The 22,024-nt window shown below is 62.1% G+C and carries 13 protein-coding genes and 2 pseudogenes; 12 read left to right on the forward strand and 3 right to left on the reverse strand.

All coding sequences use genetic code 11. From position 1 onward, the window contains the following. The first annotated feature begins 17 nt into the window (after positions 1 to 17). From NQL71_RS14590 to NQL71_RS14605, 4 genes are all read left to right on the forward strand, one after another. On the forward strand, positions 18 to 1,580 hold the full coding sequence (locus NQL71_RS14590) for a long-chain-fatty-acid--CoA ligase (RefSeq protein WP_248686720.1): 1,563 nt from the start codon (positions 18 to 20) through the stop codon (positions 1,578 to 1,580). Positions 1,581 to 1,690: 110 nt separating this feature from the next. Further along, positions 1,691 to 3,511 (forward strand): DUF1302 domain-containing protein, encoded by a 1,821-nt coding sequence (locus tag NQL71_RS14595; RefSeq protein WP_046819224.1) that lies wholly within the window; start codon positions 1,691 to 1,693, stop codon positions 3,509 to 3,511. Positions 3,512 to 3,536: 25 nt separating this feature from the next. Beyond that, a complete protein-coding gene (locus NQL71_RS14600; RefSeq protein ID WP_077183407.1) occupies positions 3,537 to 4,904 on the forward strand; it encodes a DUF1329 domain-containing protein in 1,368 nt (455 codons plus the stop codon). Between the two features lie 83 nt (positions 4,905 to 4,987). Further along, a complete protein-coding gene (locus NQL71_RS14605; RefSeq protein WP_077183408.1) occupies positions 4,988 to 6,175 on the forward strand; it encodes a lipid-transfer protein in 1,188 nt (395 codons plus the stop codon). A 272-nt stretch (positions 6,176 to 6,447) separates the two neighbouring features. Here NQL71_RS14605 and NQL71_RS14610 read toward each other — a convergent pair whose 3' ends face one another. Then, complete coding sequence (locus NQL71_RS14610) at positions 6,448 to 8,160, reverse strand: hypothetical protein (protein ID WP_274642879.1); 1,713 nt, start codon at positions 8,158 to 8,160, stop codon at positions 6,448 to 6,450. 204 nt (positions 8,161 to 8,364) lie between these two features. Between NQL71_RS14610 and NQL71_RS14615 the strand changes: the two genes are divergently transcribed. Both NQL71_RS14615 and NQL71_RS14620 read left to right on the forward strand, forming a co-directional pair. Continuing rightward, complete coding sequence (locus NQL71_RS14615) at positions 8,365 to 9,480, forward strand: CaiB/BaiF CoA transferase family protein (protein WP_274642880.1); 1,116 nt, start codon at positions 8,365 to 8,367, stop codon at positions 9,478 to 9,480. Between the two features lie 42 nt (positions 9,481 to 9,522). Then, a pseudogene (locus NQL71_RS14620) lies at positions 9,523 to 10,602 on the forward strand (LuxR C-terminal-related transcriptional regulator); the annotation flags it as partial. A 54-nt stretch (positions 10,603 to 10,656) separates the two neighbouring features. Here the strand turns inward: NQL71_RS14620 and NQL71_RS14625 are convergent. Next, positions 10,657 to 13,164, reverse strand: coding sequence for a LuxR C-terminal-related transcriptional regulator (locus NQL71_RS14625; protein ID WP_274642881.1), 2,508 nt, complete (start codon positions 13,162 to 13,164; stop codon positions 10,657 to 10,659). Between the two features lie 302 nt (positions 13,165 to 13,466). On the opposite strand from NQL71_RS14625, the gene NQL71_RS14630 reads away from it, so the two are divergent. Together NQL71_RS14630 and NQL71_RS14635 are read left to right on the forward strand one after the other, a co-directional pair. Continuing rightward, entirely contained in the window at positions 13,467 to 15,374 is a 1,908-nt protein-coding gene (locus NQL71_RS14630; protein WP_274642882.1) for a DUF1302 domain-containing protein, read from the forward strand. A 26-nt stretch (positions 15,375 to 15,400) separates the two neighbouring features. Then, the gene (locus tag NQL71_RS14635; protein ID WP_046819217.1) at positions 15,401 to 16,768 is read left to right on the forward strand and encodes a DUF1329 domain-containing protein; all 1,368 of its coding nucleotides are present in this window, start codon (positions 15,401 to 15,403) and stop codon (positions 16,766 to 16,768) included. Between the two features lie 64 nt (positions 16,769 to 16,832). On the opposite strand, the gene NQL71_RS14640 is transcribed toward NQL71_RS14635, so the two are convergent. After that, a complete protein-coding gene (locus tag NQL71_RS14640) occupies positions 16,833 to 17,801 on the reverse strand; it encodes a LuxR C-terminal-related transcriptional regulator (RefSeq protein ID WP_274642883.1) in 969 nt (322 codons plus the stop codon). 285 nt (positions 17,802 to 18,086) lie between these two features. Here NQL71_RS14640 and NQL71_RS14645 point away from each other — a divergent pair, with 285 nt between their 5' ends. The 4 genes and pseudogenes from NQL71_RS14645 (at position 18,087) to NQL71_RS14660 (ending at position 22,024) form a co-directional block, all read left to right on the forward strand. After that, positions 18,087 to 18,914: an HTD2 family dehydratase gene (locus NQL71_RS14645; RefSeq protein WP_248686763.1), complete on the forward strand. Its 828-nt coding sequence runs from the start codon at positions 18,087 to 18,089 to the stop codon at positions 18,912 to 18,914. A 48-nt stretch (positions 18,915 to 18,962) separates the two neighbouring features. After that, on the forward strand, positions 18,963 to 20,123 hold the full coding sequence (locus NQL71_RS14650; protein ID WP_046819216.1) for an acyl-CoA dehydrogenase family protein: 1,161 nt from the start codon (positions 18,963 to 18,965) through the stop codon (positions 20,121 to 20,123). 10 nt (positions 20,124 to 20,133) lie between these two features. Beyond that, positions 20,134 to 20,652: pseudogene (locus tag NQL71_RS14655) on the forward strand (MmgE/PrpD family protein); the annotation flags it as partial. 157 nt (positions 20,653 to 20,809) lie between these two features. Continuing rightward, positions 20,810 to 22,024: a CaiB/BaiF CoA transferase family protein gene (locus NQL71_RS14660; RefSeq protein WP_046819215.1), complete on the forward strand. Its 1,215-nt coding sequence runs from the start codon at positions 20,810 to 20,812 to the stop codon at positions 22,022 to 22,024.

The raw sequence follows: 22,024 nt of genomic DNA on the forward strand, positions 1-22,024 counted from the left end.
AGCAATTTGGAGTTTTCATGTACATCACTCAAGGGCTGCACCGTCATCTGCAGCAACGTCCCAATGCCGTGGCCGTCCGTTCCCAGGGCCGCAGCATCACCTATGCCGAGTTCGGTGATCGCGTCGCGCGCCTGGCCGGTGCATTGAAAGGCCTGGGTGTCGGCAGTGGCGATCGCGTGGCCATGCTGTCGTTCAACTCGCAACGCTTCATCGAGTATTACCAGGCTGTGCCGTGGGCCGATGCCGTGGTCAATCCGGTGAACTTTCGCTGGAGTGTGGCGGAGATCGTCTATTCGCTGGACGACTCCGAAACCACGGTGCTGATCGTCGACGATCACCACAAAGCTTTAGGCGCCATGGTGCGCGAACAGGCGCAAACCGTGCATGTGGTGATCTACGCCGGTGACGGCGAAACACCACCGGGGATGCTCAACTACGAAACCCTGATCGAGCTCAGCGAGCCGGTGGAAGATGCGCGCCGCAGCGGTGATGCCTTGCTGGGCATTTTCTACACCGGCGGCACTACCGGCCAACCTAAAGGGGTGATGCTCAGCCATAGCAATGTGGCGTTCTCGGCGATGAACTCCTTGATCGCCGGACGTTGCAAGCCGGGGACGACATTCCTCCATGCGATGCCGATGTTTCACCTGGCGGACTTCGCGGCGATGACGTCCTGTTTCATCAGTGGCGCGACCCATGCGGTCTTGCAGACCTTTACCGCGCAAGGCGTTCTTCGTGCCATTGACCAAGAGAAGGCCAATGAGGTGCTGCTCGCGCCAACCATGATCCAGATGCTGCTGGACTGGCACCAGGAACAGGGTCGGGATCTGGACCTGAGCTCCCTCAATCGGATCATCTACGGCGCCTCCACCATTACCCCGGCCTTGCTGGACCGGGCACGCGCGGTGTTCACCGATGCCAGTTTCTCCCAAGGCTACGGCATGACCGAACTCTCCCCGGCAGCGGCGCTCCTCGACAGCGAGTATCACAGCGCGGAGCACCAGGCGAGCGGCAAGATGTACTCGGCCGGCCTGCCGGTGAACTGCGTGGAAATTCGCGTCGTAGACGCCGATGACAACGAAGTACCGCGCGGCACCGTGGGTGAAATCATCGTGCGCGGCCCGAACGTGATGCTCGGTTACTGGAAAAAACCCGAGGCCACTGCCGAGGCGTTGCGCGGCGGCTGGATGCACACCGGTGATGGCGGCTACATGGACGAGGACGGTTTCATCTACATCTGCGACCGGCTCAAGGACATGGTGGTCAGTGGTGGCGAAAACGTCTACTGCGGGGAAGTTGAGGCCGCCATCGGCAGCCATCCCGCGGTGGCACAAAGCGCTGTGATCGGCATCCCCTGCCAGAGGTGGGGCGAGACCGTGCATGCGGTGATCATTCTCAAGCCTGGCATCAAGGCCAGCAGCGAAGAAATCATAGCCCACTGCCGCGAGCGGATTGCTGGCTACAAAGTACCGCGCAGTGTCGAGTTCCGCGAAACACTGCCGCTGACCAGTGTCGGCAAAGTGCTGAAGACCGAACTGCGCAAACCCTTCTGGGAAAACCAGCAACGCGGGATCGCCTGAACCCATGCCGCGCGGTCGTTGCGGCCGCGCATCTTATTTCCAACGCCAGGAGCTCAAGCGCATCCACCGGTGCGCACGGGTCTCCTTGTGTCAATTCAATCGGAGGACGCATGAGCATTACGAGATTGCGTAGAGCTTGCTACCCAAACCTGCTGGCAGTCGCCGTCGCTGCGGCGGTCACCCCACAGGCTTTTGCCAAGGATTTCAGCATCGGTGAAATCGAAGGCAGTTTCGATTCCGCGCTATCGGTTGGCGCCAGTTGGGCTGCACGGGGACCGGACCCGGATTTCATCTCCAACTTCAACTCCCAGGGCGTTCGGGGGGGCGCCTCGTCGCGGACCAACGATGACAACCGCCTGAATTTCAAGAAAGGCGAAACCTTCTCGAAGATCTTCAAGGGTGTGCATGACCTGGAACTGAAATACGGCGACAGCGGCGCGTTTGTGCGCGGCAAGTACTGGTACGATTTCGAACTGATGGATGAGAGTCGTCCGTTCTACGACATCGACGATCACGGCCGCCAGCGTGCCGCGAAGTCGTCAGGGGCGATGTTCCTCGACAGCTTCGTCTACCACAACTACACGATCGACGAATTGCAGGGCAACGTACGCCTGGGCAAACAGGTGGTGAGTTGGGGCGAGAGCACCTTCATCGGTAACTCGATCAACAGCATCAACCCGATCGACGTGGCAGCACTGCGTCGTCCGGGGGCCGAGGTCAAGGAAGGGCTGATCCCGGTGAACATGCTGTACGTGTCCCAGGGCCTGACGGAAAACGTCACCGCCGAGGCGTTCTACCAGATCGAATGGGCGCCGTCGGTGATCGACAACTGTGGCACCTTCTTCGGCAACGACGTCACGCCCGAAGGCTGCAACGACCGCGCCGTGCTGGCAGGTCTCGACCTGCCACCGGGCGTGGCCAACAACACCGGGGCCCCTGGCCTTGCGGATGACGCCTACATCCCGCGCACCAAGACCAAGGACGCCCGGGACAGCGGCCAGTTCGGCCTGGCCTTGCGCTGGTACGCGCCAGAGCTCAACGACACCGAGTTCGGCGCCTATGCGATGAACTATCACAGCCGCAACCCGAGCCTGAACTTTACCCGCGCGACCAATACCGCCAACGCGGTGACGGCGATTCGCAGCGCCAGCTACAACGTGGTCTACCCCGAAGATGTGCGCTTGTATGGCCTGAGCTTCGCCACCAACGCGATGGGTACTTCCCTGGGCGGCGAGGTGAGTTTCCGGCCGAACATGCCATTGAACCTCAACGGCGCCGACATCAACCTGGCGGCCGTGGGTAACGCCGCTTCGCCGCTGTTCGTCGGTGGTCAGTCTGCCAATGTCGCAGGCGCCAGCGTCGAGGGCTACAAGCGCATGCCGGTACTGCAGGCGCAGATGAGCGCCACCCGGTTCTTCGACCAGGTATTCGGTTCCGAGCGCCTGACCCTGGTGGGCGAGGTCGGCTACAACCACATCAATGGCCTGGGCGCAAGCGACGGCAGCGAGGAACGTTTCGGTCGCAACACCGCGTTCGGCGCAGGCGAACTGGTCAATCAGGCCGTCTGCGTGGGCCAGGCCACACCGGTGCCGGGCCAGCCTGGCGTGACCCGGCCGAGCAACCCGCAGCAGGAATGCAACAGCCACGGTTTCTATACCAGCGACTCCTGGGGCTATCGCCTGCGCGGCAAGCTCGAATACCCCAACGTGATTGCCGGTATCAACCTGTCGCCCAACCTGGCCTGGTCCCATGACGTCAATGGCGTGGGTCCCAATTTCGAGGAAGGCAACAAGGCCATCAGCCTGGGCGTGGATGCCGACTACATGAACACCTACACCGCGAGCCTCAGTTACACCGATTACTTCGGTGGCAAGTGGAATACCAACACTGATCGCGACTACGTCGCCCTCAGCTTCGGCGTGAACTTCTGACACGGGTCAGACGGAGATAATAAAAATGCAATCAAGCACTCTGATTAAAGCCTGCACCTTGACCCTGAGCCTGATCGCTTCCAGCGTGATGGCCGCCGTATCCCCCCAGGAAGCGGCACAACTGGGCACCACACTGACGCCCCTGGGCGGGGAAAAGGCGGGTAATGCCAGCGGTACCATTCCCGCCTGGACCGGTGGCCTCAAGCCCGGCGCCGCGCCATTGACCAACGACTTTCTCGGCAACCCCTTCGAAGGGGAAAAGCCGCAGTTCGTGATCACCGCCGCCAATGCCGCGCAGTACAAGGCCAACCTGACCGCCGGGCAACTGGCGATGTTCCAACGCTACCCCGACAGCTACAAGATCCCCGTGTACAAGACCCAGCGCACGGCATCGGCGCCGAAGGAGGTCTACGACGCGGTGAAGAAAAGCGCGGTGACCACCGAGGCGACCAACGACGGCTACTCGTTGAAGAACTTCGAGCAGTCGCGTTACTACGCGTTTCCGATTCCGAAAACCGGCCTGGAAGTGGTGTGGAACCACCTGACACGCTCGCGGGGCACCAACTTCATCAACCGCCAGGCCCAGGCGACACCGCAGGTCAACGGTGACTACACCATCGTCGACATCGAAATGGCGACGGGGCTGCCGTGGAAAATGGCCGACGCCAAGCCGGAGGACGCCGCCAACATCCTGTTCTACGTCAAGCAGACCGTGACCGCACCGGCACGGATGGCCGGCAGTGTGCTGTTGATCCACGAGACCCTCGACCAGGTCAAGGAGCCGCGCATGGCCTGGGCCTACAACGCCGGTCAGCGCCGCGTGCGCCGGGCCCCGCAAGTGGCTTATGACGGCCCGGGCACCGCCGCCGATGGCATGCGAGTCGCCGACAACGCCGACATGTACAACGGCGCGCCGGATCGCTACGACTGGAAGCTCATCGGCAAAAAGGAGGTGTACGTCCCTTACAACAACTACCTGCTGCAGTCGCCGAAGTTGAAATACGCGGACATCATCAAACCTGGCCACATCAACCAGGACCTGACCCGCTATGAACTGCACCGGGTATGGGAGGTGGAGGGCACGCTCAAGCCAGGTCAGCGCCATATCTACGCCAAGCGTCACATGTATTTCGACGAGGACACCTGGGCGGCGGTGGAAATCGACCAGTACGACGGTCGCGGGCAGCTGTGGCGGGTCAGCGAGGGTTACCTGGTCAACGATTACCAGCAGGGCGTCGCCGTGTATGCCGCGATGGGCGTGTACGACCTGATGGCAGGCCGCTACCTGGTGTCCAACCTGGGCAACGAGAACAAGCGCGGCACCGATTACGCCTATCAACCGACCATGGGCGATTTCACCCCGGCAGCGCTGCGTAACGCCGGTATTCGCTAAGTCATTCGAACCATTGCCGTTCGCCCTCGATGAGGGCGAACGGCTTCCCCCTGCGTCCCGTTCACTGAATCTGGAGAGAAGCAATGTCGCAAAAACCTTACGTTGTCGGCGTCGGCATGATTCCGTTCGTCAAGCCTGGTACCAGCGGTACTTACATCGAAATGGGCTCCCAGGCGATTCGCCTGGCGCTGCAAGACGCAGGCGTTGACTACAAACTGGTACAGCAAGCCTATGCCGGCTACGTGTATGGCGATTCCACCAGCGGCCAGGCCGCGCTCTATGAAGTGGGCATGAGCGGCATCCCGGTGATCAACGTCAACAACAACTGCGCCACCGGTTCCAGCGCCCTGTTCCTGGCGCGTCAGGCCGTGGAAAGCGGGGCAGTCGAATGTGCCTTGGCCTTCGGTTTCGAGCAGATGCAACCCGGCGCCCTGAAAGGCAACTGGGAAGATCGCCCCCGTGCCACCACGCACATGACGCAATCGGTGATCGACGAGCTCACCGCCGATATTGAGATCCCTAGCGCGCTGCGGATGTTCGGCGGGGCCGGTCGCGAACACATGCAAAAATACGGCACGCAGATGAGCACCTTCGCCGCGATCCGCGCGAAGGCCAGCCGCCACGCCGCCAACAACCCGCTGGCGCTGTTCCGCAAAGTCGTGACCACCGAAGACGTGATGAACGACATGGTGATGTGGCCGGGGGTGATGACCCGCCTGATGGCTTGCCCGCCAACGTGCGGCGCAGCGGCGGCGATCATCTGTTCCGAAGCGTTCGCCAGGAAACATGGCCTGCGCACGGACGTGGTGATCCTCGCGCAATCGTTGACGACCGACAAACCGATCTGCTTCGAAACCCGTTCGATGATCGAAGTGGTCGGTTTCGACATGGCGCAGCGCGCAGCCAGGGAAGTCTACGAAAAGGCCGGCGTCGACCCGCAGGACATTCGCGTCGCCGAGATGCACGACTGCTTCGCCCATAACGAGCTGCTGACCTATGAATCCCTGGGCCTGTGCGATGTGGGCTGCGCCGAGCAGTTCATTCTTGACGGCAACAACACCTACGGCGGCCAGGTGGTGACCAACCCGTCCGGCGGCCTGCTGTCCAAGGGACACCCGCTGGGAGCGACCGGCCTGGCGCAATGCTACGAGCTGACCCAACAGTTGCGAGGCAACGCCGACAAACGCCAGGTCGAGGGCGCCAACCTGGCCCTGGCGCACAATCTGGGCCTGGGGGGTGCTTGCGTGGTGACCCTTTACGGTCGCGCCTGATACATCCGGCGGCGCATGCCGCCAAACCTAGCTCCTTGTTTCGCCGGGCCATGCGCCCGGTTTTTTTATGCTGCCAATAATGGGTACACAGGACAATTGTGGGAGCGAGCCTGCTCGCGAAGGCTGAGTGTCAGTCGCCGCTGATGTCGAATGAGCCGGCCCCTTCGCGAGCAGGCTCGCTCCCACAGTGGATCTGCGCAGGGATATGTTAATTGCATAAAAAACGCCGGCCCCTCAAAGAGGGGCCGGCGTCGCTGGCTGAAGGATCGCGGTTACTCGCTCTTGGCGACCTGTTCGACTTTCTGCATGCGGTTGGTGTCCATCAGCACCATGCCGAAGGCCATGCCATACATCAGGCGGCCCTGCGTATCGACCTTCATCGGCGCGTACATGCCGTTGAACACGGGGTCGCTGCCGGTGGCGATTTCCAGCACGGTCTTGCCGGTGTCCAGGTCCATGCCGATGTGGAAGCCTTCACCCAGTCGACCGGCGTAGAAACCGTTGATCAACGCCATGCGGCTGCCACCGCTGATCATCGGCACTATCGAGATCGAGCCCACGTCGTCACGGGTCCACAAGGTGTCCCACTGGTCCTTGGCATTGTCCCACTTGAACATTGCCACGCCGCTCGGGGCAGGGCGGGTCATGCCGTTGAGCATGGTCACGTAGTAGCCGGACCTGGCCAGTACCGGTTTTTCCACGGCAGGGATGTTGTTCACCACGAACGCGTGCCCGTCATACACCGCCACCGATTGTTCCGATTGCACGGTTGGCACGTTCGGACCCATGTCGACGACACGCTGGTCGGCCACCCTCGGCGACAAAGTGCCGGGCTTCTGCTTCCAGCCGGCCGGGATCCCGTCGCGCCACATGGCGACGATGTTCATCTTTTTCGCGCCGTCAGTGAACACCACCAGTTTGTCTTCGTCCGGACCGTAGCCCATCAGCGTCGGTGTAGAGCCGGTGCCGTCGGCAATCTTGATTGACGTGAAGCGTGGCCCTCGCTCGTATGGTGCCTTCCAGGCACCACTGGCTTCGTCCGCGTGGATCTTGCCCTGCTTGTCGACTACCAGGCGGTACATGTTCTGGTTGGACGCGACATACACCGCGCCGCCATCGACTTCCGGGCCGGTGGCGAAGGAGTTGAGGAACAATTCGTCGCTGCCTTGCACGCGATAGCTGTCGATCAGTTTCAGTGTGGTGCGGTCGAGGGTAGCGACGGTTCCGCCCATGGTATTGACGACCAGGAAGCCGTTGGGGGTCATGCCCATGCCGAAGGTGGTGTCCATCGGCACGCCGACACCGTTCTTGGTCTTTTCATTGTTGAACAGTTCATCCGGAAGCTGCACTTCCCGGGTGAGCTTCATGCCGGAGCTCGGGTCCTTGTGATCGTTCTGGTCGATGCGGAACACCCGGCGAGCGCTGGCACCAATGAAGGCATCGTCGCGGGTCAGCAGGGAATAGATAGCGCCGCCCAACAATTGGTCAGTGGTGCCGGTCAACATGCGGTTCGGTTGCGCACTCATGTAATCGAGCAAACCTTTCTCGTCCTTGGCCTCGAGAAACTTGCGGGTTTGCGCGGCTTGCTCCAGACGTTGTTCAGGGGTGATCGGCTGGTAATTGGGCAGTTTGACCGGCAGGTCGACGCGGGCCACTTCGGTGAACTTGAAGTCGTCCGCGATCTTCACCTTGCGCAGCGAAAAACCGGCCCAGAACCAGTACAGGTCGGTATCGCCAACCTTGTCGCTGTACTGCACCAGGCTGCCCGACTCATTGGGCAATACACGGTAGGCGTCCGGGGTCATTTTGTACGCACCGCGCGGCACGGCGATGTCGGTGCTGTCCGAGGCCCCATCGTTCCAATGGGTCTGGTTGTTGTAGGACTGCGCCAGATAAGGGTTGGCCGGTGCGACCTGGGCCAGGGCCAGCGTCGGAACCGTCAGCAGGCCCGCCAGCAGCGTCCAATGGGAACGTAGAGCAAACATATGTTCTTCCTTTCTATTGTTGTTATGGCTTGAGGATGAAGTCTTAGAGTAACCAACCCGGGGTTCAGTCCCGAGCCCCCCGTGGCGGGGGGCCACGCTTCGCGGCGGGCTTTGCTAGCGTGTCCACTATTGATGGCGCAGTCGCAATCGGGCACCCAGGGCGTCCAGCGCCCGTCGCCTGGTCACCACGAACGAGGGAAAGAAATGCTTTCAGGTATCAAGATCGTAGAAATATGCGGGATCGGCCCAGGGCCGTTTTGTGCCATGCATCTGGCGGACCTGGGCGCGGATGTGATCGCAGTCGAACGTGAAAAACCGGTGCCGATCGGCATGACGGGCAAGGCCCCGGCCAATCCGATTCACCGCGGCAAGCGTTCGGTGGTCGCTGACCTGAAAAGCCCGGAAGGCCGTGATCTGGTCCTGAAGTTGATCGAAAGCGCCGACGTGCTGATCGAAGGCATGCGCCCGGGCGTCATGGAGCGCCTGGGTCTCGGCCCGCAGGACTGCCAGGCGCGAAACCCGCGCCTGGTCTACGGGCGCATGACCGGTTGGGGGCAGCACGGTCCGATGGCCAGTGTCGCGGGTCATGACAACAATTACATCGCCCTGTCCGGTGCGCTTTATCACAGCGGTACCGCCAACGAAGCGCCGTCGTCTCCCATCACCCTGATCGGTGATATCGGTGGCGGTGCGCTGTACCTGACGATCGGCATCCTGGCCGGTGTGCTCAATGCGCGGCAGACCGGCAAGGGCACGGTGGTCGATGCGGCCATCGTCGACGGCTCGGCGCACATGATGCAGTTGATGCTGTCGCTCAATGGTCGAGGGTTGCTCAAGGAGCAACGGGGTAAAAGCGTGCACGACGGCTCGCATTTCTACGCGACTTACCGCTGCGCCGACGACCAGTACGTGGCCGTGGGCTCGATGGAGTCGCAGTTCCATGCGCTGCTGCTCGACAAGCTCGGCTTACAGGAAGATCCGCGTTTCGCCAAACAGTGGGACATGAGCCGCTGGGAGGAACTGCGCGGCTTGCTGGCCGAGGTGTTTGCCAGCCAGCCGCGGGAACACTGGTGCGACCTGCTCGAAGGCACCGACGTGTGCTTTGCCCCGGTCCTGAGTCCCCGCGAGGCCTCGCAGCACCCGCATATGGTGGAGCGGGGCGTGTACTTCGAACGCGACGGCTTGTTGCAAACCAGCCCCGCGCCACGGTTCGATGGTCGGCTCGAGGTGCCAGGCTCGATCCCGGCCCATGGCGAGCACACGGCAGGGATCATGACAGCACTCGACGCCGGCGACCTTGCGGCAGTCTGGAAGTCGTAGCGTCTGGACGTCGCAATCACCCTGCGGGCAGCCTCGCGCCTGATGGCCCTCGGTCGGTTCGACGAGGCAAGGCGCAGGCTGGCCCGGGCGATCGGGCAGGGCGTGGATGGCTTGGCCTGCGCGGCGACGGCGCTGGAAAGCCTCATCGACCTCAGCCAGGGAGGCCTGGCGACGGCGCGCCTGCGCCTGGAATGTTATGCCCCGGCTGGCACGCAAGCCGATAGTGTGCGTGCCCTGGTGCTGTATGAGAGTGGCGAGCTCGCGCAAGCGCAACGCGTGCTCACTCAAAACCTGTCATGCAGGCCTGACGATTCTCCAGCGGATGCCTGGATCCTCAGCCGTCTGCTCATGGCGCGTATCGCCTGGGCCTGGGGTGATCAGTCGGTCAGCCACCATCACCTCGCCGTACTTGAGCAGACCGCGCGGGACAAGGCTTGCCATCGCATCCGGTGTTCAGTGTGGATCGAGCGTGCCCGTGTCGCGACGCTGGACGGTCGCGCCAAAGCGGCGGCGCAAGCGCTGGCTCAAGTGGATCGATATGTCGACTGGGCCGATACGGAGCGATTTTTCGTCGCCAACGACGTCGATACCCCAACCATCGCCCACGTGCGCCTGCACATCGCCCAGGGCCGTTTCGACCAGGCCATTGCAGCGTTGCAACCGGACATTGAGCACGCGCGGCAGCGCGGCCGTTTGCGCCGCACGCTCAAGCTGCGCTTGCTGTTGGCCATGGCCCTTGATGGCCAGGGTCGACAGAATGCGGCGATGGCGCAGTTGAGCGGGGTGTTGCCATTCGCCTACGAGGAGGGCTGGTGCAGCACTTTTGTCGAAGAGGGCCCCCGTCTGGCCGCGTTGCTGCGTCGCTTGACGCCGCCACAGCAGGTGCAGGGGTTCGTGGACGACCTGCTCAAGCGCTTTGCACACCGCAATGACACGCCGTCCAGGGCAGAAATCCGGGAAAGCGCGGCGCTGACCGAGCGTGAGTGTCAGGTGATTCGTCTGGTTGCCCGCGGCCACCCGATTATCACGGTTGCCGAGCACTTGCAGCTTTCCGCGCACACGGTAAAGGTCCATCTGCGCAATCTCTATCGCAAGCTTCACGCCCACGGCCAGGCGCAAGCTGTCGCTATCGCCAGGGCGCGGGGGGTGCTGGATTGCCCATCCGAAGCCTTTCTCTCACAGCAGCACACCGGTCGCCTTGGCCCGCATCACGGCCTGGGCGCGTCGGGTGACGCCCAGTTTTTCATTGACGTGCTTGATGTGTGCCTTGACCGTATTGGTCGAGATGTACAGGCGCTCGCTGATCTCACGGTTTGAAAAGCCTTCGGCGAGCAACTCCAGCACCGCCATCTCCCGGCTCGTGAGCCGATCATCGCGTTTGCTGTTGACCGTGGGTTGACCTGGCGGGGCCAACCGGGTTTCGCTGACCACCAGGTTGAAGTTGCCGGCGTTCGCCCTCGACGGTCGGGTCGGTTGGACCGCGCCAGCGTCCTGGGAGAAGTGTTGCAACAGGCGCAATGCCTTGGCTTCAAGCCCATGGAAGTTCAGGCGTTGGCATTCGCGCAGCGCCGTTTCCAGGCGCCTGCAGGCATCCCGGTTTTGCCCCACGGCCTGTTCGACGATGGCCAGTAGCAGCTGACTGTGCACCGGCAACGACGGCACCTGCACGCTGGTCAACCGTGCGGCAGAGCCGCGCAGATATTGCTCGGTCATCTGCGCCATGAGCAGGGCCTGCTGCCAGTTCCGTTGAAGGATCAATACGCTCAGCGTCTGCAGATTGAGCACCCCGCGATAGCTGCTTTCCTGGACATTGGCGCATTGCATAAGGCGCTCGGCGTCCTGCAGGAAGGCGCAGGCCTGTTGGAAATCGCCCCGGCAGGCGGACACTTGCGACAGGCCCATCAGGGCTTGCAGGATGGACAGGTAATGACCGCTGGCCAGTTGCATGGCCTGATGCAGGAGCCGCTCGCACTCATCAAGTTCTGCGCGCTGCAAATGCAACTTGCCCTGCAACACCCGCAAGCGTCCAAGCAACATCACATGCCGGTCGCCGTCGGCCTGTAGCAATGACAGGTTGTGCTGCAACAGGCGCTCGGCCAGATCGCTCTCACCGCACAGAATCATCAGGCAGATGCGCTGGATATTGACCTGTACTTCCCGGACCAGGCAACCCTGGCGGCGGGCCTGTTCGACGGCGAGCATCAGGATCTGCTGGGCCTGGGCGGTTTCGCCGTTGCTCATGGCCAGGCGCGCAAGGATGAACGTGCAGACGAACGACATGTGGCGTTGATCGTCACCCAAGTGATCGAGTGCTGCCTGGCAGTGCTCCGTGGCCAGCGTGCCGTGGCCCTGCAAACCGTTGATGGCGCCGCACAAGGCTTGCCAGCGTGCCAGCAGGCGTCGGTTCTGTTCGGCCGTGGGTTGTGGCAGGAAGCGATTCAGTTGCGCCAGGCAAACCTGCGCTTCATCCAGGCGCACATTCATCATCAGGGCGCAGGCATTGAGGACCACCAGTTGCGGCGTGCTGGTCAGCAAGCCGGCGGGCAAACGGCCATGCCAGTCGAGCAGGCGTGGCAGATTGCGCCCCGACAACAGCCAGTCCGGATTGAGGGTGGCCATGTAATTGGCGGCCACATCGGCGCGGCCGGCACTGAAGGCCAGGTCGATGGCATCTTCGATGAAGCCCGCCGCACTCAAGCCCCGGCAGGCGCGCAGGCGTAGTCGATTGACTGGGTTGAGGTCGATTCGTCCCTGCAGGGCCTGCGCCACGGCCGGCAGGATGCAATGCCATTGACCCTGACTGTCCAGCGGCTGGAAGAACGTATGGGCGCGCAGCATTTCACCCAGGAATGATGTGTCGTGGTGTTCCTCCCACAACTCAGCGCACAGGGCTTCGTTAAACCGTGGCAAATAGGCCAGGCCGCACAGCAGGCTGCATTGTTCCGCATTCAGGTGGGCCAGCAATTCACGTTCCAGGTAGTCGTACAGCATCGCTCGTGCGCCTGTTGCCGAATTGACCAGCAGGCGTGTGCCCGCGCACCAACCCGCAGCCTGCTGCCAGATCGCCTCGCAGCCCGCGTCGCCGGTTGTCGGGGCGAACCGGCGCACCAGGTCGTCGGACTCCTGGCGGGAAAAGGCCAGCGCCCGGTGATCGAGCTCCAGCAGTTCACCCTCGAGCATCAGGCGCGGCAGGTTCCAGGCCGGGCGTTGTCGGCAACTGACCCACAGTTCAATCGCGGCGGGGGAATGCAGCAGCAGGTGGTCGATCCAGGCATCGAGTGCGGTATCGGCCCTGGCCGGGTAATCGTCAAGGATCAGGGTCCAGGGTTGTTTCGATCCTTCAAGCCAGCTGAGCAATGCGACCGCCGTATTGACGGGCTGCGCCAGGTCGGCGAGCTGCTCGGCGATGCGTGTGCAAAACCGGGCCAGGGTCAGGGGTTGTCCCGCCAGATCGAGTTGCAGGATTCGCGGTGCCGGTACGGATCGGGTCATGCATTGTCTGATCAACGAGGTCTTGCCATAACCTGCCGGTGCGCAGAGCAGGCGCAGTCGTTGCGGTTTTTCCAGTAACTGAGCGGTCAGATGTTGGCGTGGTAGCAACCACGGGGAAGACGAGGGTACCTCGGCGTTCAGGCTGATCGGTTTGCAGGCTTCAAGAGAGAGAGGTGAAAGGGACTGCGACATGTCGTTCTCCCGGGCCTTTGGGCGATGCGCTTGCGTTCGGTCCACAGCATCCGCAGGCTGGCCATCGCCGGCAATACCCTTTTCGGTTGAAACGTCAGCGCTTCTCTTGCGGCTACACCGGATCCACTGTGGGAGCCGGCCACCAAACAAAATCACTGACGAACCGCGTTACTTCCCGTATCGACACCATCCCCCTAATCACCCAAACGGGTAACCCGAAATCACCCCATCAGGGAATGTCAGCGTGATGGCACAGTCCCTACTGTTGGCGCTCCAACACAAACCGTAGTTCGGGGAGCCGCATGACAAAAACAACAAAGTGCGCAATCTTTCAACCGCACCTGCTGACAGCAGCCGTTGCACTGGGGATTAGCGCGCAGGCTTGCGCTGTAAATTTCGATATGGGTGAGATTGAGGGCAGTTTCGATTCATCGCTGTCAGTGGGGGCCAGTTGGGCGGTGCGCGGGCCAGATCCGGATTTCATCTCCAACTTCAATTCCCAGGGCGTTCGGGGGGGCGCCTCGTCGCGGACCAACGATGACAACCGCCTGAATTTCAATAAGGGCGAAACCTTCTCGAAGATCTTCAAGGGCGTGCACGACTTGGAACTGAAATACGGCGACAGCGGCGCGTTTGTGCGCGGCAAGTACTGGTACGATTTCGAACTGATGGACGAGAGTCGTCCGTTCTACGAAATCGACGATCACGGCCGCCAGCGTGCAGCGAAGTCGTCAGGGGCGATGTTCCTCGACAGCTTCGTCTACCACAACTACACGATCGACGAATTGCAGGGCAACGTACGCCTGGGCAAACAGGTGGTGAGTTGGGGCGAGAGCACCTTCATCGGTAACTCGATCAACAGCATCAACCCGATCGACGTGGCAGCGCTGCGTCGTCCGGGGGCCGAGGTCAAGGAAGGGCTGATCCCGGTGAACATGCTGTACGTGTCCCAGGGCCTGACGGAAAACGTCACCGCCGAGGCGTTCTACCAGATCGAATGGGCGCCGTCGGTGATCGATAACTGTGGCACCTTCTTCGGCAACGACGTTACGCCCGAAGGCTGCAACGATCGCGCCGTGATCGCCGGTCTCGATCTACCACCCGGCGTTGGCAGCAACTCCGGCTCAGGCCTGCAAGTGGCGGGCTCCGGTGCACAGGGCGGCGGCGTCGATGATGCCTACGTGACGCGTACCAAGACCCGTGATGCCCGAGACAGCGGCCAGTTCGGCGTGGCGTTGCGCTGGTTCGCGCCTGACCTGAACGACACCGAGTTCGGGGCTTACTTGCTCAACTACCACAGCCGTAACCCCAACCTGGACTTCACCCGCGCCACCGTGACCACTAACACCGGCGCGGGCCTGGCGACCGTACCAGGGGCGATCAACTCGATCCGCACCGCGACGTACCATGTGGTTTACCCCGAGGACATTCGTCTCTACGGCTTGAGCTTCGCGACCAACGCCCTCGGTACATCGCTGGGGGGTGAGATCAGCTACCGGCCAAATATGCCACTGCAACTCAACGGTGCCGACCTCAACCTGGCCGCCACGGGCAACAAGAACGCACCTTCGTTTGTCGCGGGGCGCTCGCAGAACGTCGCCGGTGCTCCACTGGACGGCTATGTGCGGATGCCGGTGCTGCAAACCCAATTCAGCGCAACGCGTTTCTTCGATCAGGTGATGGGTGCCAGCCGGCTGACCCTGGTGGGCGAGGTGGGCTACAACCGTATCAACGGCCTGGGGGACGCTGACGGCACTGACATGCGTTTCGGTCGCAGCACGATTTTCGGCGCAGGCTTACTGGCGACGGGCCCAGGAGCTGGTGCCACCGGTGCGCAAACCTGCGCCGGTGCGCCGAGCCAGGTACCGGGTGTGGCAGCCGGAGTGACGAGGCCGAGCAACCCGCAACAGGAATGCAACAGCCACGGTTTCTACACCACCGATTCCTGGGGTTATCGCCTGCGCGGTCGACTCGACTATCCGAACGTGTTTGCCGGGGTGAACCTGGCGCCGAACCTCGCCTGGTCCCATGACGTCGAGGGTAATGGCCCGAATTTCGAGGAAGGCCTCAAGGCCATCAGCGTCGGGGTGGATGCCGACTACGCCAACCTCTATACCGCGAGCCTCAGCTACACGGATTTCTTTGGCGGCGATTTCAACACCAATGCCGATCGCGACTACGTGGCCTTGAGCCTCGGCGTTAACTTCTGATAGCCCAACAGCAAAGGATCGAGACCATGAAAAAAATCATTCTTGTTGCATGCGGCACCCTTGCGCTGAGTCTGTTATCCACCAGCATTCTGGCCGCTGTTTCCGAGCAGGAAGCGGCAAAACTGGGTACCAGCCTGACGCCCCTCGGCGGGGAAAAGGCCGGCAATGCCAGCGGCAGCATCCCCGCCTGGACCGGAGGCCTGAAACCCGGCGCCGCGCCGATGACCAACGACTTTCTCGGCAACCCGTTCGAAGGAGAGAAGCCGCAGTTCGTGATCACCGCCGCCAATGCCGCGCAGTACAAGGCCAACTTGACCGCCGGGCAACAGGCGATGTTCCAGCGCTACCCCGACAGCTACAAAATCCCCGTGTACAAGACCCAGCGCACAGCCTCGGCGCCCCAAGAGGTCTACGACGCGGCGAAGAAAAGCGCGGTGACCACCGAGGCGACCAATGGCGGTTATGCGCTGAAGAACTTCGAACAATCGCACTACTACGCGTTCCCGATTCCCAGGAACGGACTGGAAGTGGTGTGGAACCACCTGACACGTTCACGGGGCACCAACTTCATCAACCGCCAGGCCCAGGCGACGCCGCAAACCAATGGCGACTACACCATCGTCGACATCGAAATCGCGGCGGGTTTGCCGTGGAAAATGGTCGATGCCAAGCCCGAGGACACCGCCAACATCCTGTTCTTTGCCAAGCAGACGGTGACCGCGCCGGCACGGATGGCGGGCAGTGTGCTGTTGATCCACGAGACCCTCGACCAGGTCAAGGAGCCGCGCATGGCCTGGGCCTACAACGCCGGCCAGCGCCGCGTGCGCCGGGCGCCGCAAGTGGCCTATGACGGCCCGGGCACCGCCGCCGACGGCATGCGAGTGGCGGACAACGCCGACATGTACAACGGCGCGCCGGATCGATACGACTGGAAACTGATCGGCAAGAAGGAGATCTACGTCCCGTACAACAATTACCAGCTGCAATCGCCGAAACTCAAGTACGCCGACATCATCAAGCCCGGCCATATCAACCAGGACCTGACCCGCTACGAGCTGCATCGGGTGTGGGAAGTGGAGGGTACGTTACGCCCGGGTGAGCGCCACATCTACGCCAAGCGTCATATGTACTTCGACGAGGACACCTGGGCGGCGGTGGAAATCGACCAGTACGACGGTCGCGGTCAACTGTGGCGTGTCAGCGAGGGGTATCTGGTCAACGATTACCAACAAGGCGTGGCGGTCTACGCCGGGATCGGCATCTATGACCTGATCGCCGGGCGCTACCTGGTGTCGAACCTGGGCAACGAAAACAAGCGCGGCACCGACTACAGCTATAAGCCCACCATGGCCGACTTCACCCCGGCGGCCCTGCGTAACGCCGGTATTCGCTAGGCACCACCGATCGCTCCCGAGCTGATCGTTCCCGCGCTCTGCGTGGGAACGATCTATACAAGCGTCAATCCAGCCAGCCCCGGGTGCGGGCGATCGCCAGGGCCTGGGTGCGGCTGTGGGCACCGAGCTTGACGTTGATTTTGTGCAGGTGCGACTTGACCGTGCATTCGCCGAGGAACAATTTCTGCGCGATGGTGCGGTTGCGATGCCCGGCGGCCAACAGATGCAATACCTGTGTTTCTCTTGGGGTAAGGGTGATGGGGGGGATGCCGAGCCGACCAAGCACTTGCGTGACAAAGGCCGGATCAATACCCCTGTCGGCATGCGCGCATCGCTGCTCGTCCCAGCGTCGTAACAGCGCCGCCAAGGGCTCACCTTCGTCAATCAAACACTGCCAGAAACCGCCATCGCCCGCCAAACGCAAGGCGCGGTCGAGTGTCTGCATGGCCAATCGATTTTGCTTGAGACCGCCCTGAGCCATGGCCAACAGCAATTGCAGCCTGATTTCCCGGGGACGATTCTGTTGTGGGGTGTGAAGCGCCAACAGCAGATCGTCGACCGCAGCGTTGTAATTGCCTTGGGCAATGCGCAGGCGCTGGGATGCGATCAGCGGGATGTCGAATTCGCCAGTGGCCAATCCGCAAAACCGTCGGTCGCTGATGGTTAGCGATGTTTGCAAGGCCACCTGCGCCACATCCAGCTGGTTGTTCAGGGTCGCCACCCGGGTGCGTTCCAGCCAGGCTGCGCATTGGGCTTGCGCGCAGCCCGATTGTTGCCCGAACCGCTCAAGCTCGATCAAGTGGCGCAACCAGCTTTCTCGCTCGCCACGCATCAGGGCCAGGCGAGCCAGCAGCACGTGGCTGATGACCAGGGCATCGGCTACGGCGATCCGCCGGACTTCGGGCAGGATGTCTGTCAGTCGCTGCCCGGCCTCATGGAGTTCACCGCGCTCATAAAACGCAAGGGCCGTGAGCGCATCGCGCAACGGGTCTGGGCAGGGTGCCACGTGACGGGGGGCAAGGAGGCCAGGCATGACAGTGATCCCGGTAAATTCAGCCACGATCCTCTGTTTTCCGGCCGTCGGGGAGTAGCAAATTCGCAGGTGCCATTCTCCCACCAGCGTACGTTCCTTCGGACGCCGTCAACTTCATCCCAGGCTTCACTCATTCGACTGTCGCCCCGGCAAAGATCCTCTGTAGGCGCTGGCAAGCCAGCGCCTACATAACCGATGCCCCCCGATGCGGGGAGTTCTGCCGGGGCCAGCAAACATCCGAGCATAGGGCTTACGCGCCCTGAGAGGATTTTGTGCATGTCAGCCCTGAGTGATTCCCCTTACGCCGCCTGGATCGGGCGCAGCGAGCACACCACCGAGCATTTGAGTTCGGGCCTGGTCAAGCGCATCGCCGCAACCCTGGGTGATGTCGCCCCTGAACCGGGCCAGCCATTGCCCGCGCTCTGGCACTGGGCATTCTTTCAGCCCGCGGTAGAAGAAACCGGGCTCGGCCTGGACGGTCACCCGGCCCACAACGACCTGCTGCCACCGACCCACAATCGCAATCGGATGTGGGCGGGCGGACGCGTGGAATTCTACGAGGCGCTGCGGGTGGATGCCCAGGCAACGCGTACCACGACCGTGATGAATATCGAGGAAAAATCCGGGCGCAGCGGTTCGCTGCTGTTTGCGACCCTGCGTCACGACTACACCCAGGACGGGCAACTGGCGATTCGCGAGGAGCAGGACATCGTCTATCGCGACCCGACCCCACCTCGGCTCGCCAGTGGCGAAGCCTTGCCCCTGGCCGGTTGGCAAGAATCGATCACGCCCAGCCCGACCTTGCTGTTTCGCTACAGCGCCGTGACCTTCAACGGCCATCGCATCCACTACGACTGGCCCTATGTCACTCAAGCCGAGGGCTATCCCGGCCTGGTGGTGCAGGGGCCGTTGATTGCCACGCTCAACCTGCACGTCTTCCGCCGCGCCCACCCGCAGGCGCGAATCCGGCGCTTTGACTATCGCGGCATCCGGCCGTTGATCTCGCCACAGCCCTTCATGGTCGGTGGACGCCTGTATGCACCCGGCAGGGCCGAGCTCTGGGCCGGCGACGACGGCGGAATCGCCCAGCGCGCCGAACTGATTTTCGACTGATTTGCGGCCTTCTCCTGGCAGCCCCATAACAACAATCGAGGACACCCGATGAACCCCAACAGTGACGAACTCAATGCGATCCGTGAAGGTGTGCGTGCGTTGTGCGCTGAATTCGATGCCAGCTACTGGCGTGGGATCGATGAGCAAAAAGGCTTCCCGGAAGCCTTCGTCGAAGCATTGACCAAGGCCGGTTGGCTGGCGGCGATGATCCCGGTGCAATACGGCGGCTCGGGCCTGGGCCTGGCCGAAGCCTCGGTGATCCTGGAGGAGGTGAACCGTTGCGGCGGCAACTCCGGCACCGTGCACGGGCAGATGTACAACATGTTCACCCTGCTGCGTAATGGCAGTGAGGCGCAGAAAAGCTACTACCTGCCGAAACTGGCCAGCGGCGAACTGCGTTTGCAGTCGATGGGGGTTACCGAGCCAACCACCGGCACCGACACCACCAAGATCAAGACCAGCGCCGTGCGCAAGGGCGATAAATACGTGATCAACGGCCAGAAGGTATGGATCTCGCGCATCCAGCATTCCGACCTGATGATCCTGCTGGCTCGCACCACACCCTTGGCACAAGTGACGAAAAAGTCCGAGGGCATGTCGATTTTCCTCGTCGATCTGCGCGAAGCCATCGGCAATGGCCTGACCGTGCAGCCCATCGCCAACATGGTCAATCACGAGACCAACGAGTTGTTCTTCGACAACCTGCAGATTCCAGCCGACAGCCTGATTGGCGAGGAGGGCAAGGGCTTCAAGTACATCCTCGATGGCCTGAATGCCGAGCGCACCCTTATCGCCGCCGAGTGCATTGGCGACGGACGCTGGTTCATCGAGAAAGCCAGCGCCTATGCCCGCGATCGCGTGGTCTTCGGCCGTCCTATCGGACAGAACCAGGGTGTGCAGTTCCCGATTGCCGAGGCCCACATCGAAATCGAAGCCGCCGACCTGATGCGCTGGCGTGCCTGCGCTGAATACGACAGTGGGGTCAACGCCGGCGCCAGCGCCAACATGGCCAAATACCTGGCCGCCAAAGCCTCCTGGGAGGCCGCCAATGCCTGCCTGCAAACCCACGGCGGTTTCGGTTTCGCCTGCGAATACGACGTGGAGCGCAAATTCCGCGAGACGCGGCTGTACCAAGTGGCGCCGATCTCCACCAACCTGATCCTGTCCTACGTCGCCGAGCACCTGCTCGAACTGCCACGCAGTTTTTAAGGGCAAATCGATGAGCCATACCCGTTCGCTGGCGACTTTTCTCGCCCGCCTGAGCTATGCAGACCTGCCGGAAGCGGTGCTTGCCCGCTCAGAAGACCTGTTCCTTGACTGGCTGGGTTCCGCCCTGGCCAGCCAGGGCGCGCACCCGATCCCCTTGTTCGAGCGCTACGCCGCGACCATGGGCCCGACCCACGGCCCGGCGACACTGCTGGTCAATGGCCTTGGCACCTCGGCGTACTTCGCCGCGCTGGTCAATGCTGCCTCCTCACACCTGGTCGAGCAGGACGATCTGCACAACAGCTCCGTACTGCACCCGGCCACCGTGGTCTTTCCCGCCGTGCTGGCCGCGGCCCAGGACCTGGGCAAGTTCGGTGCCGAGCTGCTGTTGGCCGCCGTGGCTGGTTATGAAGCCGGCATCCGCCTCGGTGAATTCCTCGGCCGCTCCCATTACCGGATTTTCCACACCACGGCGACCGTCGGCACCCAGGCCGCCGGACTCTGGGAATTTCTGTGCGATGCAGACGATTCCCCCGACAACACGCTGTCCCGCGCCGAACTGGAAGACAAGTTCCGCCGCTTGCTGGCGTTTGCCGGCGAAATGAATGGTGATCAGGCCGGAGTATTGATCGCCCGGGTCTGGGCGCTGCGTGATGCACTGAACCTCAAGGGTTTGATGGAGAACATCCATGAGCAATGACCAGAACAACCTGCGTCCGCTGGACGGCATTACCGTGATCAGCCTCGAACATGCCATTGCCGCGCCATTCTGCACGCGGCAACTGGCGGATCTGGGCGCACGGGTGATCAAGGTTGAGCGTCCTGGCAGCGGCGACTTTGCCCGAGGGTATGATCAGCGCGTACGTGGCATGGCCTCGCATTTCGTCTGGACCAATCGCTCCAAGGAAAGCATCGCGCTCGATCTCAAGCAGCAGGAGGCCCAGGTCATTCTCGACCAGCTATTGCAGCAGGCCGACGTGCTGGTACAGAACCTTGCACCGGGCGCCGCCGCGCGGATGGGGCTGTCGTTCGAGACGTTGCACAAAGACTATCCGCGACTGATTGTCTGCGACATTTCCGGTTATGGCGAAGGCGGTACCTACGAAGACAAGAAGGCTTATGACCTGCTGATCCAGAGCGAAAGCGGCTTTTTGTCCGTGACCGGTAACGCCGCAGAGGAGGGCATGGCCAAGGCCGGCTGTTCGATCGCCGACATTTCGGCCGGCATGTACGCCTACACCGGCATTCTCTCGGCGCTACTGTTGCGGGACAGGACCGGGCAGGGCAGTCGTGTCGAGATTTCGATGCTGGAAAGCCTGGTCGAATGGATGGGCTTCCCGATGTACTACGCCTTCGAGGGCGCCACGCCACCGCAGCGCACGGGAGCGTCACACGCGACGATTTATCCCTATGGCCCATTTCCGTCAGGTGACGGCGGCACGGTCATGATCGGGCTGCAAAACGAACGTGAATGGATGCAGTTTTGCGTCACGGTGCTCAAGCGTCCCGAGTTGATCGACGACGAACGCTTCATCACCAACTTCAAACGCTCGGACAACCGTCAGGCTTTGCGCGCCATCATCCATGAAGTGTTTGCCCAACTGGATGCCGCCACCGTCATCGAAAGGCTCGATGCCGCGCAGATCGCCAACGCCCAGGTCAACGACATGTCCGGCGTCTGGGCACATCCGCAGCTCAAGGCCCGAGGCCGCTGGACAGAGATCGCCAGCCCGGTGGGCATTCTGCCGACGCTGTTGCCGCCGGCCAGCAGCAATGCATTCTCACCGCGCATGGCGGCCGTACCTGGGCTGGGTCAGCACAGCAACACACTCCTGGCCGAATTGGGTTACAGCGCCATGGATATTCAGCGCCTGAGCGAAACAGGCATTGTCCAGAACGGTTGA

Source organism: Pseudomonas serbica (genome assembly GCF_028823535.1).
Lineage (GTDB): Bacteria > Pseudomonadota > Gammaproteobacteria > Pseudomonadales > Pseudomonadaceae > Aquipseudomonas > Aquipseudomonas serbica.

Excerpts from the sequence above, each read along its gene's own strand:
- NQL71_RS14590 (WP_248686720.1), top strand. The coding sequence starts at position 18 with ATGTACATCACTCAAGGGCTGCACCGTCATCTGCAGCAACGTCCCAAT.
- NQL71_RS14595 (WP_046819224.1), top strand. The coding sequence starts at position 1,691 with ATGAGCATTACGAGATTGCGTAGAGCTTGCTACCCAAACCTGCTGGCA.
- NQL71_RS14600 (WP_077183407.1), top strand. The coding sequence starts at position 3,537 with ATGCAATCAAGCACTCTGATTAAAGCCTGCACCTTGACCCTGAGCCTG.
- NQL71_RS14605 (WP_077183408.1), top strand. The coding sequence starts at position 4,988 with ATGTCGCAAAAACCTTACGTTGTCGGCGTCGGCATGATTCCGTTCGTC.
- NQL71_RS14610 (WP_274642879.1), bottom strand. The coding sequence starts at position 8,160 with ATGTTTGCTCTACGTTCCCATTGGACGCTGCTGGCGGGCCTGCTGACG.
- NQL71_RS14615 (WP_274642880.1), top strand. The coding sequence starts at position 8,365 with ATGCTTTCAGGTATCAAGATCGTAGAAATATGCGGGATCGGCCCAGGG.
- NQL71_RS14625 (WP_274642881.1), bottom strand. The coding sequence starts at position 13,164 with ATGTCGCAGTCCCTTTCACCTCTCTCTCTTGAAGCCTGCAAACCGATC.
- NQL71_RS14630 (WP_274642882.1), top strand. The coding sequence starts at position 13,467 with ATGACAAAAACAACAAAGTGCGCAATCTTTCAACCGCACCTGCTGACA.
- NQL71_RS14635 (WP_046819217.1), top strand. The coding sequence starts at position 15,401 with ATGAAAAAAATCATTCTTGTTGCATGCGGCACCCTTGCGCTGAGTCTG.
- NQL71_RS14640 (WP_274642883.1), bottom strand. The coding sequence starts at position 17,801 with ATGCCTGGCCTCCTTGCCCCCCGTCACGTGGCACCCTGCCCAGACCCG.
- NQL71_RS14650 (WP_046819216.1), top strand. The coding sequence starts at position 18,963 with ATGAACCCCAACAGTGACGAACTCAATGCGATCCGTGAAGGTGTGCGT.
- NQL71_RS14660 (WP_046819215.1), top strand. The coding sequence starts at position 20,810 with ATGAGCAATGACCAGAACAACCTGCGTCCGCTGGACGGCATTACCGTG.